14 protein-coding genes and 1 tRNA gene are annotated in these 15,462 nt (G+C 69.9%); 9 read left to right on the top strand and 6 right to left on the bottom strand.

Annotated elements, in window-relative coordinates; all coding sequences use genetic code 11:
* Positions 1-202 precede the first annotated feature (202 nt).
* Positions 203-814 (bottom strand): N-acetyltransferase family protein, encoded by a 612-nt coding sequence (locus ACUZ2Y_RS12545; RefSeq protein ID WP_476330215.1) that lies wholly within the window; start codon positions 812-814, stop codon positions 203-205.
* 4 nt (positions 815-818) lie between these two features.
* Here ACUZ2Y_RS12545 and ACUZ2Y_RS12540 point away from each other — a divergent pair, with 4 nt between their 5' ends.
* Both ACUZ2Y_RS12540 and ACUZ2Y_RS12535 read left to right on the top strand, forming a co-directional pair.
* The gene (locus ACUZ2Y_RS12540; protein WP_476330212.1) at positions 819-1,034 is read left to right on the top strand and encodes a hypothetical protein; all 216 of its coding nucleotides are present in this window, start codon (positions 819-821) and stop codon (positions 1,032-1,034) included.
* A 410-nt stretch (positions 1,035-1,444) separates the two neighbouring features.
* On the top strand, positions 1,445-1,579 hold the full coding sequence (locus tag ACUZ2Y_RS12535) for a LuxR C-terminal-related transcriptional regulator (RefSeq protein WP_476330210.1): 135 nt from the start codon (positions 1,445-1,447) through the stop codon (positions 1,577-1,579).
* On the opposite strand, the gene ACUZ2Y_RS12530 is transcribed toward ACUZ2Y_RS12535, so the two are convergent.
* The gene (locus tag ACUZ2Y_RS12530) at positions 1,573-2,748 is read right to left on the bottom strand and encodes a helix-turn-helix domain-containing protein (protein ID WP_476330207.1); all 1,176 of its coding nucleotides are present in this window, start codon (positions 2,746-2,748) and stop codon (positions 1,573-1,575) included. The genes ACUZ2Y_RS12535 and ACUZ2Y_RS12530 overlap by 7 nt on opposite strands.
* Positions 2,749-3,073: 325 nt before the next feature.
* On the bottom strand, positions 3,074-3,736 hold the full coding sequence (locus ACUZ2Y_RS12525; RefSeq protein ID WP_476330204.1) for a molybdopterin-dependent oxidoreductase: 663 nt from the start codon (positions 3,734-3,736) through the stop codon (positions 3,074-3,076).
* 116 nt (positions 3,737-3,852) lie between these two features.
* Between ACUZ2Y_RS12525 and ACUZ2Y_RS12520 the strand changes: the two genes are divergently transcribed.
* The 6 genes from ACUZ2Y_RS12520 (at position 3,853) to ACUZ2Y_RS12495 (ending at position 12,566) form a co-directional block, all read left to right on the top strand.
* Positions 3,853-4,518 carry a TetR/AcrR family transcriptional regulator gene (locus ACUZ2Y_RS12520; RefSeq protein WP_476330201.1) on the top strand — a complete coding sequence of 222 codons (666 nt, stop codon included), beginning with the start codon at positions 3,853-3,855 and terminating at the stop codon, positions 4,516-4,518.
* A 465-nt stretch (positions 4,519-4,983) separates the two neighbouring features.
* Positions 4,984-7,143 (top strand): peptidase domain-containing ABC transporter, encoded by a 2,160-nt coding sequence (locus tag ACUZ2Y_RS12515; protein WP_476330198.1) that lies wholly within the window; start codon positions 4,984-4,986, stop codon positions 7,141-7,143.
* An 8-nt stretch (positions 7,144-7,151) separates the two neighbouring features.
* Positions 7,152-9,746, top strand: coding sequence for a class III lanthionine synthetase LanKC (gene lanKC / locus ACUZ2Y_RS12510; protein ID WP_476330195.1), 2,595 nt, complete (start codon positions 7,152-7,154; stop codon positions 9,744-9,746).
* A gap of 64 nt (positions 9,747-9,810) precedes the next feature.
* Positions 9,811-9,939 carry a SapB/AmfS family lanthipeptide gene (locus ACUZ2Y_RS12505; RefSeq protein ID WP_476330192.1) on the top strand — a complete coding sequence of 43 codons (129 nt, stop codon included), beginning with the start codon at positions 9,811-9,813 and terminating at the stop codon, positions 9,937-9,939.
* Between the two features lie 69 nt (positions 9,940-10,008).
* Complete coding sequence (locus tag ACUZ2Y_RS12500) at positions 10,009-12,417, top strand: class III lanthionine synthetase LanKC N-terminal domain-containing protein (protein WP_476330189.1); 2,409 nt, start codon at positions 10,009-10,011, stop codon at positions 12,415-12,417.
* The gene (locus ACUZ2Y_RS12495) at positions 12,414-12,566 is read left to right on the top strand and encodes a hypothetical protein (protein ID WP_476330186.1); all 153 of its coding nucleotides are present in this window, start codon (positions 12,414-12,416) and stop codon (positions 12,564-12,566) included. The genes ACUZ2Y_RS12500 and ACUZ2Y_RS12495 overlap by 4 nt, the downstream gene beginning before the upstream one ends.
* Before the next feature lie 202 nt (positions 12,567-12,768).
* Here ACUZ2Y_RS12495 and ACUZ2Y_RS12490 read toward each other — a convergent pair.
* A tRNA-Lys gene (locus ACUZ2Y_RS12490) sits at positions 12,769-12,841 on the bottom strand.
* A 170-nt stretch (positions 12,842-13,011) separates the two neighbouring features.
* Here ACUZ2Y_RS12490 and ACUZ2Y_RS12485 point away from each other — a divergent pair.
* Positions 13,012-14,232 carry a L,D-transpeptidase gene (locus ACUZ2Y_RS12485; RefSeq protein ID WP_476330184.1) on the top strand — a complete coding sequence of 407 codons (1,221 nt, stop codon included), beginning with the start codon at positions 13,012-13,014 and terminating at the stop codon, positions 14,230-14,232.
* On the opposite strand, the gene ACUZ2Y_RS12480 is transcribed toward ACUZ2Y_RS12485, so the two are convergent.
* Together ACUZ2Y_RS12480 and ACUZ2Y_RS12475 are read right to left on the bottom strand one after the other, a co-directional pair.
* Positions 14,229-14,507 carry an RNA-binding S4 domain-containing protein gene (locus ACUZ2Y_RS12480; protein ID WP_476330182.1) on the bottom strand — a complete coding sequence of 93 codons (279 nt, stop codon included), beginning with the start codon at positions 14,505-14,507 and terminating at the stop codon, positions 14,229-14,231. The genes ACUZ2Y_RS12485 and ACUZ2Y_RS12480 overlap by 4 nt on opposite strands.
* Positions 14,508-14,511: 4 nt before the next feature.
* Complete coding sequence (locus ACUZ2Y_RS12475; protein ID WP_476330179.1) at positions 14,512-15,273, bottom strand: S1 family peptidase; 762 nt, start codon at positions 15,271-15,273, stop codon at positions 14,512-14,514.
* Between the last annotated feature and the right edge of the window lie 189 nt (positions 15,274-15,462).

Below are 15,462 nucleotides of genomic sequence, written 5' to 3'. Positions count from 1 at the left end.
AGCCCGTCGAAGGGGCCGAGCGGGCCTACTTCATCCGCGCCACTGACAGTCGGCTGACCAACGCGGTCACTGCGTCACGTTCGCGTCGAGCACGGAGTAGGACTTCCCATGGCGGCGAGCATGGCCACCCGCGTCGCGGGTGGCCTTCCTGTTCGAGGGCCGCGGTTTGGTTGCTGTGGCCCGGTCGCGCTGATGGCGTGGCTCAGTCGCCCAGGTCTCGGTGGAGTCGCCGTTCGTGCAGCTCGGTGCCGCCGGGCCCGCGGTCGAACTGGGCACGTCCGGTGTCGGTCCAACCGTGGCGAAGGTAGAAGCGCAGGGCGCGTTCGTTGGTGTCGAGGACCCACAAACCCGCGTGGGTGAAGCCGCAAGATCGGAGCCGGTCGATGGCGGCGGCGTGGAGCAGGGTGCCGATGCCGCGACGCCAGACGTCGGGGGCGAGGTAGAGGGTGTAGAGGTCGCCGAGCGTGGGATCGGCCCGGTCGGCGGGTACGAGCGGCGGCCCGGTCGCGGCGAAGCCGACGACGGCACCCGCGACCGTCGCGACGACCGCGCCGGTGTGCGGCGGGCAGGCGGTGAGGGCATCCGACCAGAACTGTTCCCGCTCGGGGATGGACATGCCGGCCAGAACATCGTCGGGGAGCAGCCCGCGGTAGGCGGCGCGCCAAGACCGCACCAGCACGTCGGCGATGGCATGCGCGTCGGCCCGCGTCGCGTCTCGGAGCTCGACCATGCTGCCGATGCTTCCACGGGAGAACCGCATCTCCACCTTGATCGGGCTGTCGACACGTTCGAACCGCGGCTGGAAGTCTGGCACTTGCGTGATCGGAGCACACAATGTCCACGTCTTCCGCAAGACCTGCGCGACCATGCTCGACGACGCGGGCCCGTGTGCCCGGCTCATCGCCGACCAGTTCGGCCACGCTCGGCCCAGCATGACCCAGGACGTCTACATGGGCCGGAAGTCCGGTTCGGCGAAAGCCGCGAACGCTCTGCACCGCGCGTTGTTGACAAGGTCAGACCAAAGCATTGAGTAACGTGTGGAGGTGGCCTAGACAGCAAAAAACCCAGGTCAATGACCTGGGTTTTTGTGCGCCGCCAGGGACTCGAACCCCGAACCCGCTGGTTAAATTAATGGGCAGCTGGACGTCGGCGAACTGGACCTCAAGATCACCGGCCGCGAGGAGGACGTCGCCGACCAGTTCGCCGCCTGCGTGCTCACCAGCGCCGACGAGGTCAAGGAACGCCGCGCGAGTGGCTGCGGCAGGCCGAGGAGCACTTCCACCGGAGCGAGTGACCGCGGTCGCCAGAGCCTGCCGCGCCGTGCTGCGCCGGATAAGGGAACCGGTGCGTCAGCGGCGGACCGGCATCGAACTCGTTCCGGACGCGCTGCGCGGACTGGGCGTGACCTCGCGGGAATTCGAGGTGTGGCGGCTGCTGGCCGCCGTTGAGCAACAAATCCGTCGCCGCGCGTCTGCACATCTCCCCGCGCACCGTAGAGAAACACGTCGCGAGTCTGCTGACGAAGACCGGGCCGGCGAACCGGGGCGTGCTCATGGAGACCGCCGCCGCGGATCACTGACCGACGTCCGCGTGCAAGGCGACGAGCGGGTCCAGGCCCAGTCCTGGCCGCAGCAGGTGGGCATGCTGAAGCCGGTCCGCGTCGTCGTCGGAGGCGGAGCCGTCGCGGGCCCGGCGCAGCGCGGCCCGGTCTTCGGGGGAGAGCGCCCGCAGATGCCGTGCGATGCTCGCCGCCACCGACAGGTCGCCCACCGCGAGGTGGCTGAGCCGGGCGGCAGGATCGGCCAGCCGAGCGGCGAGGTCGGCCAGCGGCCGCCACGGGCGGGCGAGCACCCAGGCCGCGGCGTTGTGCAGGGCCAGCGGCATCCCCGCACAGTACCGAACGATGCTCGCAGCCGCGGCGGGCTCGGCCGCGGCCCGTCCGGGCGGGGCCAGACCCGCGAACAACGCCATGGCGGCGTGCTCGCCGAGGGCGTCGAGGCGGGCGGCGGCGCACGATCCGAAGGCGAACGGTGCCCGTCGGGCCGCCACCAGCACCGCACTGCCCGTCGACCCGGTCAGCAGCGGCCGCACCTGCGCCTCGGCGGTGACGTTGTCCAGCACCAGAAGCACACGTCGCGCCACCAGCACCGCGCGCAGGGCCGCGGCGCTCTCGTCGGCGTTGCCCGGTGGCGTGTTTTCGCCGAGAGAGCGCAGCACCCTGGCCACCACCGCCGCGGGCTTCGCGGGGCCGGTCGGACCGTCCACATCGGAATAGACCTGGCCGTCGGGGAACTCGTCGGCCACCAGGTGCGCGACGGTCGCGACGGTCGCCGTCTTCCCGGCCCCCGGGCCGCCGCTGATCATGGCGAAACCGGCAAGCAGATCGGCGAGCGCGGCGGAGACCACGTCCGCACGACCCACCAGGGCGACCGTCGCGGCAGGCAGCTCGCATCGGCCGCGCGCGATCGCCGCCCGCTCCGACCGGCCTGCCTTGCGCAACAGCCGGGCCCGCGCCGGATCGCGTAGTCCGAGAGCGTCGACCAGCAACCGCGCCGTGTGCCGCTGCGGCCTGCCGGTGCGGCCCTGTTCCAGATTGCGGATCGCACGCACGCTCAGCCCGGACAACTCGGCCAGCTCCTCCTGGGTGAGCCCGCACCCGACCCGGTGATCACGCAGCTCGGCACCGAACTCCCCGTGCGGAGCCGGGTCCGGTGGTCTTGCGGCCAGCACCGAGGCTGATGCGTCCATGTCCACTTCCTCTCGCCGTCGTCACCGGGCGCGACACACTTTCCCCGGCGGCGTGCACGTGCGCGGCCAGGCGGACCGCTATGACCATCGCCGGACTGTGCTCCTGGTGGTATCTCGATGGCGACCGGCGATTCACCGTGTCCCGCCTGCCCAACGTCGTTCACCGAGGTGACCGCGACCTGGACCGTCGCGCTCGTGGGCGAGGACCTGGCCGCGGACACGATCCCTACGCACCTGCGCTGCTCTGCCACACGTTCACGCGTTGGCTCGGCTCATGCGGCCGCCAACACCCCCGTCGCCCGCATGAGCCGCCCAACAAGCAGCTTCACGCGAGCCTTGATGGAGAATCACGGTGCCGGACGGCCGACCGCTCGGCGATGTGGGCGGTCAGCCCTATGGTCAATCGGTAGGGCGGCTTGACCATCCAGCTCGGCAGGACCGGGTGTCGCTCCTCGAGTGCGACCCGGGCGCGCAGGTGCTCCTTCGGCCGGACCCGGGGCCGTTCGGTGCGGAAGTCGATGGCGAGCAGGTGCTTGACGCTCTTGTACCCGTACTGGCTGGGCGACACCAGGCGCAGCGGCGCGCCACGGCGTCCGTCCAGCCGGACCCCATTGAGGTGGGTGGCCAGCACCACGTCGGCGGCGGTCACGTCCTCCCAGACGAAGGCGGCCGCGCGCCGGTCGCCGGTGCGGGCCACCAGAAAGGGCGCCGGCTTGGTTGTGACCCCCACCGAGGCGAACACCTCACGAAGCGGCACGCCGGTCCACACCAATCCGGTCACCGACCAGGTCGTGACGCAGTGGAAGTCGGCCAGATGATCCCGGGGGCGCAGCGCCACCAGGTCAGCCGCGGTCACCACGGCGACCGGTTCGCCCTCGTTGCTGATCTCCAGCCGGGGCTCGTCCGGCATCTCCGGCGGCGGCAGGTGCGGGCGGTCGGTGAACCGCGGCATCACCGTCAACAGGCGCTGCCCGGGTGGAAGTCCCACGGCGCGGCGGGGCCAGTAGCGATTCCGGGTCCTCGGCACGTCTTTGTGCATACGCTCACGTTGGCACATCATGCCAACTCGGCACAAGATGTCACGCGACACGTACCATCGTCCGCATGCCCGAACTGCGCGCGCGCCGACATGCCGAAACCAAGGACGCCGTCGTGGCCGCCGCACTGGCGCTGTTCGACCGGCACGGCTTCGACCACGTGACGATGGAGGAGATCGCACACGCGTCGGGTGTGTCCCGACGTACCGTCTACCGGCGATTCCCTTCCAAGGACCTCATCGTGCTCGAGGTTTCGAGCCGATGGCTGGCGGTCTGGGACGACTCGGTGCACGACTCGATGGCCGCGCGTGTCGACACGCCACCGGTCGCCGTGGCCGAAGCCGCCTGCCTCGCGGTCGCCCGCCACATCGACGCCCACCGCGCCGACGTGCTCACCGCCTACGCCGCACTCGACCGGTCACCAACCCTCGCAATCGCCGCCGCGTCGAGTCGCGAGTGGATCGACCGGGCCGTCGCACTCATGGGGCGTGAAACCGCCGACCTGCCCGACCCGGTCCGGCACCTGATCGCCGGGGCGTACCTCGGCGCCATCGACGCGATGATGGCGCACTGGGTCAGTCGGTCCGGGCGCGGTTCGGTGGTCGCCCACACCAGGGACCTGCTCGACCGACTACGCCCGATCTGGCCTGCACCTGCCACCGGGGACGGACAGCGAGTGCCAAGACCGGTGCGCACCTCCCCGGCCGACAGCGAGCGCAGGACCAGCGGATAGACCTGGTCGACCTTGGCGGGCACCAGGTAGCGCCGGCTCACCGGGGTTGGGGTATACACGTTCTCCCGGCCATGATCTGGCCGTTGCGTCGCGCCACCAGGCCGCGGCGCTCTCGTCGGCGTTGCCCGGTGGCGTGTTTTCGCCGAGAGAGCGCAGCACCCTGGCCACCACCGCCGCGGGCTTCGCGGGGCCGGTCGGACCGTCCACATCGGAATAGACCTGGCCGTCGGGGAACTCGTCGGCAGCTCGCATCGGCCGCGCGCGATCGCCGCCTGCTCCGACCGGCCTGCCTTGCGCAACAGCCGGGCCCGCGCCGCTCCCACATTCGCAGCGCGGAGAATCGGCGCCTGCGCACGGCGAACTGCCGGGAATGTGCCGGTCGATGTTCCTGGTGGACCGCGAGCCGGGCCCGTTGACTTACCGCGGTCACCATCCGGTGCCATCCCCTGATCGCGGGAGACGCTGATGTCCACTGTGCTCTGGCGGAGAACGGTGCCAATCCGGTTCCAGCTCACCAAGTCCGAGGGCGCGGCGGCCTGTCTCGCGATGATCGCCAGCTACTACGGACGGGCGACGTCGGTGCCGGAATGCCGGGACGTGACCTCCGTCGACCACCTCGCCGACGCCGCCGACCGGCTGGGCATCGCCGCCCGCGTCGACGAGACCGCCGACCCCTTCGCCGAACCGTTGGCCGGGCCCGCGATCGCCAGGTACGGCGCGAGCGGATATGTCGTCGTCGCCAGGGTGAACCGGCACCAGGTGGCGCTGGTGGACCCCGCGCTAGGCCGCAGCCGGGTGGCCAGGGCCGACTTCGACCGCCACTACCACGGCACGCTGGTGCGACTGACACCGACGGCGTCGTTTCAGCCCCGGCGAACCCGGTGGCGCGACGCGACCATCACCCGGTATCTGCGGCTGATTCTCGCCGCACCGGGCGGCAAGCGGCTGCTCGGCCTCACCGCGGCGTTGGCCGCGGTCCTGCAGGCGCTCGGGCTGGCCGTGCCGTTGCTCACCAAGACCATTGTGGACTCGATCGTTCCGCACGGCCGTACCGATCTGCTCGGCGTGCTCGGGTTCGGCGTCCTTGCCGTTGCCCTGCTCACCGGGATGTTCACGGCCGCGCGCGGCCTCGTATTGCTCGCGCTGCGGGCCCGCGGCGACTGGACAATCACCCGCGGGTTCGTGCACCACCTGTTCCGGCTGCCGGTCAGTTTCCACCTCGACCGGGGCCGTGGCGACCTGCTGATGCGGCTGTCGAGCGTGTCCACGGTGCGCGAAACACTGACGCAGCAACTGCTGACCACGATCCTCGACGGGTTCCTGCTCAGCGGGTACCTGGTCGGGCTGCTCCTGCTGTCGCCGCTCTACCTGCTCGGCGTGCTGCCGATCGTCGTCCTGCACCTAGCGCTGCTGGTCGGCAGCCATCGCGCGCTGCGCACCAGGACGCAGCAGGAACTCGCCGCCAAGGCTGACGAACAGAGCTACCTCGCCGAAGCGCTGGAGGCCGTCGTCGCGGTTCGCGCGAATGGCGTTGAGGGCCCGATCACCCGCCGCTGGGCGGACTTGTTCGGTGCCTACCAGCGAGAAGTGCTGCGCCGGGGCCGCGCCGCGGCATGGATGAGCGCGGCGCAACGCGCGGTCGCCGCGCTTGGGCCGCTGATGCTGCTCTGGGGCGGGGTGTGGCTGGTCATCACCGGGCAGCTCACCCTCGGCGCGATGCTTGCCGCCAATGTGATCGCGCTGTCCGTGCTCGCCCCGCTCGACACCCTCGCCACGACCGGTCAGATCTATCACGCCGTCCTCGCCCAACTCGAGCGGCTGTTCGACGTGGTCGACACTCCGGGCGAGTCCACCGGCACAGTGGCGCTTCCCGCACATCGCCCCACCCGGATCCAGCTCACCGATGTCTGTGCCCGCTACCGGGCCGACCTCCCGCCTGTGCTCGCCGGGATCGACCTAGACCTGCCGCCCGGCGCGAAACTCGGTGTGGTCGGCCGCACGGGCTCCGGCAAGAGCTCGCTGGCGAAGGTGGTGCTCGGCCTGCTCCCGGTCAGCGCGGGCGAGGTCCGACATGACGGGATCACGTTGGCCGACCTCGACCTCACCGACTTGCGGTCGTGCTGCGGGGCGGTCCTGCAGGACCTCAGCCTGTTCAACACGACAATCACCGAGAACATCACCCTCGGCAGGGACGGCATCGGCACGGACGACGTCGCTACCGCGGCCAAGGCCGCAGGACTGCACGACGACGTCCGCGCGCTCTCCGCGGGCTACGACACCGTGGTCGGCGAAGGCGGATCGGCGCTGTCGACCGGCCAGCGGCAGCGGGTCGTACTCGCCAGGGCGCTGGCGCACCGGCCCCGGCTGCTGATTCTCGACGAGGCCACCAGCAACCTTGACCCGGCGACCGAACGCCGGGTCGACGCCGCCCTCGGCGCGCTCGCTGTCACGCGCATCGTCATCTCGCACCGGCTCAGCGCCGTGCGCAACAGCGACGAGATCATCGTCGTCGACGGCGGCCGGATCGTCCAGCGCGGCCACCACGACCAGCTCATCCGCGTCGACGGAGTCTACCGGGAGTTGTTCGGCGCCGACGCTCCACACCTGGCCCCACTGTCCGCATAGGAGACACGATGAGCGAGTTCGCCTTCACCATGGCCGACCCCGACTTCTACGCACCGCTGCATACCGCGGCCGATCGCGGCGAGGTGTTCCATCCGGGGGAGATGCCCGCGCACTGGCACAGGATGGAGGCTGGCCTCTGGACCCACTGGATGCCCCATGACCACGTGCCCGCCAAACAGGGGTGGAAGGTTCACGTCTCCGCCGCACCTGACCGCGTCGCGCACGTCCTCGCCGTTGTCGGGACCGCGTGCGTCGAGCACGGCGTCGCGTTCAAACACATCGCCGCCCGGCTGTTCTTCCTATGGCTCAACCACAAGCACGGCCCCCGTCCGCAAAGCGGCAAACTCTGCGCGATCTACCCGGCCGATGTCGACCAGGCTCGAACCCTGATGGACCGACTCAGCCTCGATCTGTCCGAAGAGGACGGACCGTATATTCTGACCGACCGCAGGTTCGGCGATTCGCGGACCGTGCACTACCGCTATGGCGCGTTCGCCAGGATGCAGCAGCGGCTGCCCGACGGATCGAGCATGCCCGTGCTGCTGGACGCGCACGGCGCCATCGCCGAGGACCGCAGGGATGTGGCGTTCCGGCTGCCCGCGGGTGTCACCGACCCGTTCGCCCGGCCCGCACCAGCCGAGCCCGCGTCGACCACCTTCCACGGTTTCGTCTTCGAACACGCCCTGCAGCACAGCAACGCGGGCGGCGCCTACCTCGCGCGAGAGGAGTCGACCGGCCGTCAGGTGGTGATCAAGGAGGCCCGCGCCCACACCGGACTCACCTGGGACGGCCGTGCCGCCCCATACCGGCTGCGGCGCGAGTGGGACACCATGCGAGCCCTGCACGCCATCGAACCTGGCCTGTGCCCTGAGCCGATCGCGATGTTCCGCGAGTGGGAACACGACTTCATGGTGCAGGAGCACATCGACGGCATCCCGCTCAAAAGCTGGGTCGTCGCCCACAGCACGCTGATCAGATCCAAGCCCACCGGGGACGAGGTCGCCGACTATCACGCGCGCTGCGAGAAGATCCTCGCTGGGGTCGAACGGGCGTTCGCCAGGCTGCATGTCCTCGGCTACGTGTTCGTCGATGTCAACCCCGGCAACGTGATCGTCACTGAAGGCGACGGTGTGCGCCTGGTCGACTTCGAGGCCGCGCACCGGGTCGACGAAACACTGCCGCCGATGGGCGCCGAGGGGTTCACCCCGCCTCGCGAGCTCGTCTCCGATGACCCGCTCGTCTTCGACGACTACGGTCTGGCCGCGCTCGCCCAGTTCATGCTCGCCCCGCTCCAGCAGGGGGTCCAGCGCAATCCCGACGTCCTCGCGCACCTGCGGTACGACCTCGCCGAACTCGGCCCGGTGCCGCAGGCGCTGTGGGCCAAGGCCACCCGGTTCCACCGGCCCGGTGCCGACCCTGTCCTGCCCGGTCCGGAGCAGGTCGCCGCCGACCCCGACACACACCTGCGCGACCTCGCCGACCGAGTCGCCACCGGGCTCGCGGCCATGGCAGAGCCGGGGCATCCGGACCGGGTGTACCCGACGATTCCACAGGGCTTCGCCAGCAACACCCTGTGTGTGGCGTACGGGACGGCGGGTGTCGTGCACGCGCTGCGCCGTAGCGGTGGCCCGGTTCCCGACGACATCGTGGCCCGCCTGCGCCGAGACACGGTGCGCTCGATCCCGGATCTCGCTCCCGGTCTGCTCTACGGTCTCGCGGGCATCGCTTGGGTCCTGGCGGATCTCGGTCACGTCGACGAGGCCGTCGACTTGCTGGCCGAGGCGGATCGCCACCCGCTCGTCGGCGCCCGCGCCACCTACGGCAGCGGTTCGGCCGGACTCGCGATGGCCCACCTCGCCCTTTACGGCCACACCCGCCGCGAACACCACATCGACCGTGCCGCCGCACTGGCGGCCGGCCTGCCCGACGGGCAGGATCTCATCGCCCTGCTCGGCCCCGACGATGCCACCGGCCTGCTCGAAGGCCGCTGCGGCATCGCGCTGATGATGCAGCAACTCGCCGGGGTCACCGGTGACGTGTCGTTGCGGGAGCGGGGTACCCGACTGCTGCACGCCGAACTCGACCGGGCCTCCGACCCCGACGCCGACGATTTGGCGTTCCCCGTGTCGGCCACCGACTCCCGCAGCATGCCTTACCTCTACTGCGGGTCGGCGGGAATGGTGATGGCGTCCACCCGGTACCTGCGGGACGCACCCGACGAACGGCTCGCCGCGGCCCTGCCCAGACTGCTGCTGCGGATTGGCGGCCTCTTCACCGTGATGCCCGGGCTCTACCAGGGGCTGAGCGGGCTCGGGCTGGCGACGGCAGACCACGCTCGGCTCACCGGCGATCACGCCACCCGCGCCACGGCGACGCGGACCGCCCGCGCCCTCTGCAAGTACGCCGTCCCGCACGAGGACGGCGTCCGCTTCCTCGGCGAGTTCCGGCACCGGTTCAGTGCCGACCTGTGGAGCGGGTCGGCCGGGGTGCTGCTGTTCCTGTCCCAACTGCTTGACCCGCGGCCGGATCCACTGTTCACAGTGGACGAACTCGCAGGCGTCCAAGCCCACGAATCCGGGGTGCTGCTGACCGTCGTCGGCTGACGCGGCGGCGACTCCACCCGACTTGGTCGCGAACGCGACCGGGAAACCAACGAAGGGAAGATCCATGCAGAACATCCTTGCCCTCCAGGAGATGTCCGGCGCCCCTGCCGTGGAACACGGCGACGCCTCGGCGACCTGGAGTTCGCTGAGCCTGTTCCTCTGCCGCAGCGACGTGAGCGTCGCGGTCTGCTGACCCATGCGGCCCGGCGACCCGCCCCAGTTACGGGGGCGGGTCGCGGTGCCCGACTAGACGGGGGCCTCGATGCACGACTTCTGGTGGACGGTCGCCGATGACGAGCACTTCGTCGCGGTGAACGCGGCGCCGAACCCTGGCGAGCGGTACCGGCCCGGTGCCGTACCCGCGGACTGGACGGTCCATGCGGACTCGCTGTGGGCCAAATGGAGCCCTGACCCCACCGTTCCTCGGCCGAGCGGGTGGATCGTGCATGTCTGCGCCCGTTCCGATCGGGTACACCACGTGCTCGACATTGTGGCCGCCGCGTGCTTCGCCGCCGGGATCGCCTTCGAGCACCTTGCGACGGAATTGGCATTTCGCGCGGTGCACCACAAGGACGGGCCCTGGCAGCTCTCCGGTCAGTTCTGCCGCGCCTACCCGTCGGACGCGGGCTCCGCTCGCGACCTGATCCGCGTGCTCGCGGCCGACCTCGTGGGGGAGCGGGGACCGCTCGTGGTCACCGCCCGGCGCTATGGTGACGCCGGCGTCGTCCACTACCGTCACAGCCTTTCGGACGGGGACAGGGGATTCGAGCTGCCCGACGGTGTCGGCGACCTGTTCCCGCCGGTCGATCCTCAGGCGGCGAACCCACTTCTTGCAGGCCGCTACGCCGTGCGCGGCGCGCTCAGTCGAGGCAACGGAGTCGCCGAATACCTCGCGGTGGACCAGATCACCGGGCGGCCGGTGCTCGTCAAGGAAGCCAGGCCGCACACCGGGTACACCGCCGGCGGCTCCGACGCGCCGCAGCGGCTGCGCCGCGAGCGCGAGTCGCTGCGGCGCGCGCACCAGGTCGACCCTGGGCTCGGTCCCGAGCCGCTGGACCACTTCCGCGCGTGGGAGCACGAATACCTGGTCACCGCGCCCATCCAGGGACGCTCGGTATTGCAATGGGTGTCGGTCAACGGCGTGTTGCACAGACTCGATGTCCACCCCGCCCGCCGCGCGGCCTACTTCAGGCGCGTCGAGATGGTGCTCGCGTCGCTGCGCGCGGCCCTCGACCGGCGCAGCAAGCTCGGGCTGCGTCTCGCCGACGTCGGTCATGCCACGGTCCGGGTCCTTGACGACGACACCGTCCGGCTCGTGGACTTCGAACCCCCGGCCCCCTGCGAGGCGACGACCGACGACCACGGCTACGCCGCCATCGCCATGCTGATGCTGTTCCCTTTCGGGGTGCTGCCGAAAACCACCGGGCGGCTCGACCTCATCCGCCGCGACCTGGAAGCCGCGGGCCCGGTCCCGGAAAGGCTGTGGAAGACCGCGACGCACGGCCACACGCGTCCACCGAACGACGACGCACCAGGTCCGTTCGGCGTTCCCAGTGTCGCCGACCTCGACGCGGACCCGGTGCGCTGCCTGCGGGTCCTCGCCGACGGACTCGCCGCGGGCATCCTTGCCTCGGCCCGGCCCGAGCGTCCCGAGTGGATGTTCCCGCCGCCAATCGCCGCATACAAGAGCAACCACCACTGCGTCGCCTTGGGCACAGCCGGTGTCCTGCACGCTCTGCGCCACTCGGGCAGGCCCGTGCCGCCCGCCGTGCTCAACCGGTTCCGAAAGGACACCGTCGACCACGGTGCCGAACTCCCGCCGGGTCTGCAAACCGGAACCGCCGGCATCGCCTGGGTCCTCGCCGAATTCGGCCTGCTGGACGAGTCGAGACACTTGCTCGACACGGCCCTGCGACACCCACTCACCGACCACGGCTACGGCCACGGAGCCGCCGGAATCGGTATGGCCTGCCTGGGGGTGCGCGCCGCGACCGGCGACGAACGTCTGCTCGCCCACGCTTCCCGCATCGGCGACACCCTGGTCACGGAAGCGGCCTTGCCCGTGGGCCCCGCAGGTTTGGAGTCCGGCCTGTCGGGTGTGGTCTTGTTCCTGCACGCCCTCGCGGGCCACACCGGAGAGCGCCGGTATTCGCACGCCGCCGTGTCCCTGATGCACGCCGAACTGGACCTCGCAATCGACGCAGGGGAGGACGGCCTGCTGTTCACCGATACCAACGGCAGACGGATCACCTGCTACCTGTCCACCGGCGCGGCCGGGGTGGCCACCGCGTTGACCCGCGTCGTCACCGCCACCGGCGACGACCGCTGCGCCGATGCCCTCCCCAGAGTGCTGGCGGCTTGTCGCGCCACGAGTTCGGTCGAACCAGGCCTCTACAGCGGTGTGGCCGCGTGGGCGTACGCCTTCGCCACCCATGCCCGCCACGCAGGCGGACCCGCCGATCACTCCGTCGCCGTGCGCATCGCGACCAGCCTCGCCAAATACGTCGTCCCTTGTGCCGACGGGCTCCGTGTCCTCGGCTCTTACACCTCCCGCTTCCACGCCGACCTGGCGAGCGGGAGCGCGGGCGTGCTGCTTGCCATCGAGCACGTCCTCGCCCGCGGCACACATGTGTTCACTGCGGACATACCAGAGGAAAGGAACGGATCATGAACCACGTTCTCGCACTGCAGGCAATCCCGGAGATCAGCACCGACGCTGCCGCTCCGGAGGCGGCCGTCACGACAATGGGCAGCTACATCAGCGTGTTCAACGACTGCACCGGTGAACGCAGTGTCTGGTGTTCGCTGACCTGCAACTAGGACGACCACGGGTGGCCAGGCGGATCACGCCTGGTCCCTTCACTCGACCTGGCGAACATTGCGGGTTGGGACGTCGTCCTGCCTGTGGGCCAGTCCGGCGTGGGCCACATTTGGTCCCACGGTGGTCCCACACAAGATCGACGCCCACCGGCAAGATCCTATTGATCAAGGATGCTTGCAGGTGGGCGTCGATACAGAAATGTGCGCCGCCAGGGACTCGAACCCCGAACCCGCTGGTTAAGAGCCAGCTGCTCTGCCAGTTGAGCTAGCGACGCTCGCGGGAAGTTCTCCCGCTCTGACGGGAGAAAAGTTAGCACAGGGTGTCCGCCCGGAAGAAATCGGGGGGTTGGTCTCAGCTTGGTCAGAGTTCGACCGGAGAGTCGGTCCGGTCGGGCACACTGTGTTCCATGGTCGGGGCCCGTTGTGAGCAGGATGGAAGGTCGGTATGACCAGGGGAGGACGTGCGCCGCTACGCGGTGCGCGGGTTGTCGCGGCGGTAGTTGTCGTCGTGGCGTTCGCGGCGGGGTGCACGGTGACCGCACCGGCCGCGCAGACTGAGGGGCCTCCCGGTGAGGCGACGATCACAGCGGGGGCGTCCAGCGCGCCTTCGGGGCCGATCGCGCTGGCGTTGACGCCCGCGGACAAAGCGGTGGATGTCGCTCCCGGCGACCCGGTCACCGTGGCCGCCACGGGCGGGACGGTCACCGAGGTGCTCCTCAAGGGGCCGGACGGAAAGCAGGTCGCGGGGGCGGTCGCGGCCGACGGGAAGTCGTGGGCGGCGGCGGAGAAGCTTGGCTACGGCAAGTCGTACACGGTCACCGCCACCGGCAAGGACCCCGCGGGCGCCACGGTCACGTCCGCGTCGACGTTCACCACGGCCAAGGCGAAGCGGCAGACCGCGCTGTCGATGAATCCGCTCGACGGGCAGAAGGTCGGTGTCGGCCAGCCGTTCGCGTTCTATTTCGACGCCAACATCGCCGACAAGGCGGCCGCGGAGAAGGCCATCAAAATCACCGCGTCGCCGACCACCGAGGGCGCGTTCTACTGGTTCGGCGAGAAGGAAGTCCACTGGCGCCCGAAGGAGTACTGGAAGGCGGGCACCACGGTCACGGTCGACGCCGCCGTCTACGGCAAGCACTTCGGCAACGGTGTCTTCGGCCGTGAGGACCGCAAGGCGACTGTCACGATCGGCGACTCGGTCGTCGCGGTGGCCGACGGGGCGACCCACCAGATGACGGTGACGGTCAACGGTGTCGTCGCGCGCACGATTCCGATCTCGACCGGCAAGAAGGCCCACGAGACGCCCGTCGGCACCTACGTGGTCATGAGCGAGCACACCAACTACACGATGGACTCCTCGACCTACGGCGTCCCGGTCGACTCCTCGGCGGGGTACCGGACGAAGGTCGCCGTGGCCAGCCGGATGTCGAACAGCGGCATCTTCTTCCACTCGGCGCCGTGGTCCGTGCGTGATCAGGGGGTCCGCAACGTCAGCCACGGCTGCATCAACATGTCGACCGAGAACGCCACCTGGTTGCAGAGCATCTCCAACAAGGGCGACGTCATCACCGTGCAGAACACCGGCGGCCCGGTGCTGGAGGCCTGGGACGGCCTCAGCGTGTGGCAGATCCCTTGGGAGACCTGGAAACAGGGCGGCAAGCGCTAACGGCGGCTCGCCACTCGGATCTCGTCGGGGCCGACGGTGACGATGTCGCCGGGGTGGACCTGCCTGCCCCGGCGGATCTCGGGTTCGCCGTTCACCGCCACCTCGTCGGCGTCGAGCAGTTCCTTGGCGTGTGCGCCGTCCTCGGCCAGGCCCGCCAGCTTGAGCAGTTGGCCGAGCCTGATCATGTCGTCCTTGATCTCGATGTCGCGCATTCGGTAATCATCGCGCGGACGCGACAGCGCCCCCACCCGGGAGGTGGGGGCGCTGTCGGTCACCGGACTACAGGGCTCCGGTGTACTGCTGGATCCAGCTGCGGAACGCGGGGACGTCGGTGTAGATCGACGGGGCCACCGCGCACTGCGATCCGCCACCGGAGCGGCTGGTGGCGCCGATGAGCTGCCACACGCCGTTCACGGCCTTGATCTGCGGACCACCCGAGTCGCCGTAGCAGGCGCCCGCGCTGTTGTTGGGGTTGTCGGTGCAGATCTCGATCGAGCCGCTGATCCCGCTGCACTCGTTGTCCGCCACGATCGACGTGTTGAGCTCCTGCAGGGTCACCGGGGCGCCGCAGGCTCCCCGGATCGGGCAGGTCTGACCCCACCCGATGATGCGGGTGCGGGTGCCGACGGCGCCCGACGCGCTGGCGATCGTCACCGGCGCCTGGCTGACGCTGGTGCTGAGCTGGACCAGGGCGATGTCGTACGGGCCCCGGTAGCTCGGGTGGATGATGATCCGGGACGCGCGGGCGACGCTGCCGCCGCTGGTGCGGTTGGTCGTCCCGATGCGCGCCTGGACGCTGCTGGGGGATTTGCCGGAGACGCAGTGGGCCGCGGTGACGACCCAGTTGGCCTTGATCAGCGAGCCGCCGCAGAAGTGGCTGCCGCTGGTGGACTGCAGGGACACCATGAAGCTGTAGGTCTGGGTGGCGTTGCCGCCACCCACGATCATCGGGCTGACGTCGTCAGCGGATGCCGTGGCGCCGGACCCGGCCACCATCGCGGCGGCCGCCATGAGTCCGACTAGCAGGGAACGAACCTTCATGAGGTGCTTCTCCTTTCGTGCCGGTCCCTCGACCCGGCAACAAGGAGAAAACTAGGTATAGCCGCACCCTGTTGAACACCCACAACGGGTATTCACCAGTTACCAACAGCCATTTCCCGGTTACCATTTGTAGGGAACTTTGTCGGGGATTCGGCCTTCCGGCGCACCCCAGGCGTGTATCACGGTCTG

Source organism: Actinokineospora sp. UV203 (assembly GCF_056323665.1).
This window is presented reverse-complemented; position numbering and strand designations above follow the sequence as displayed.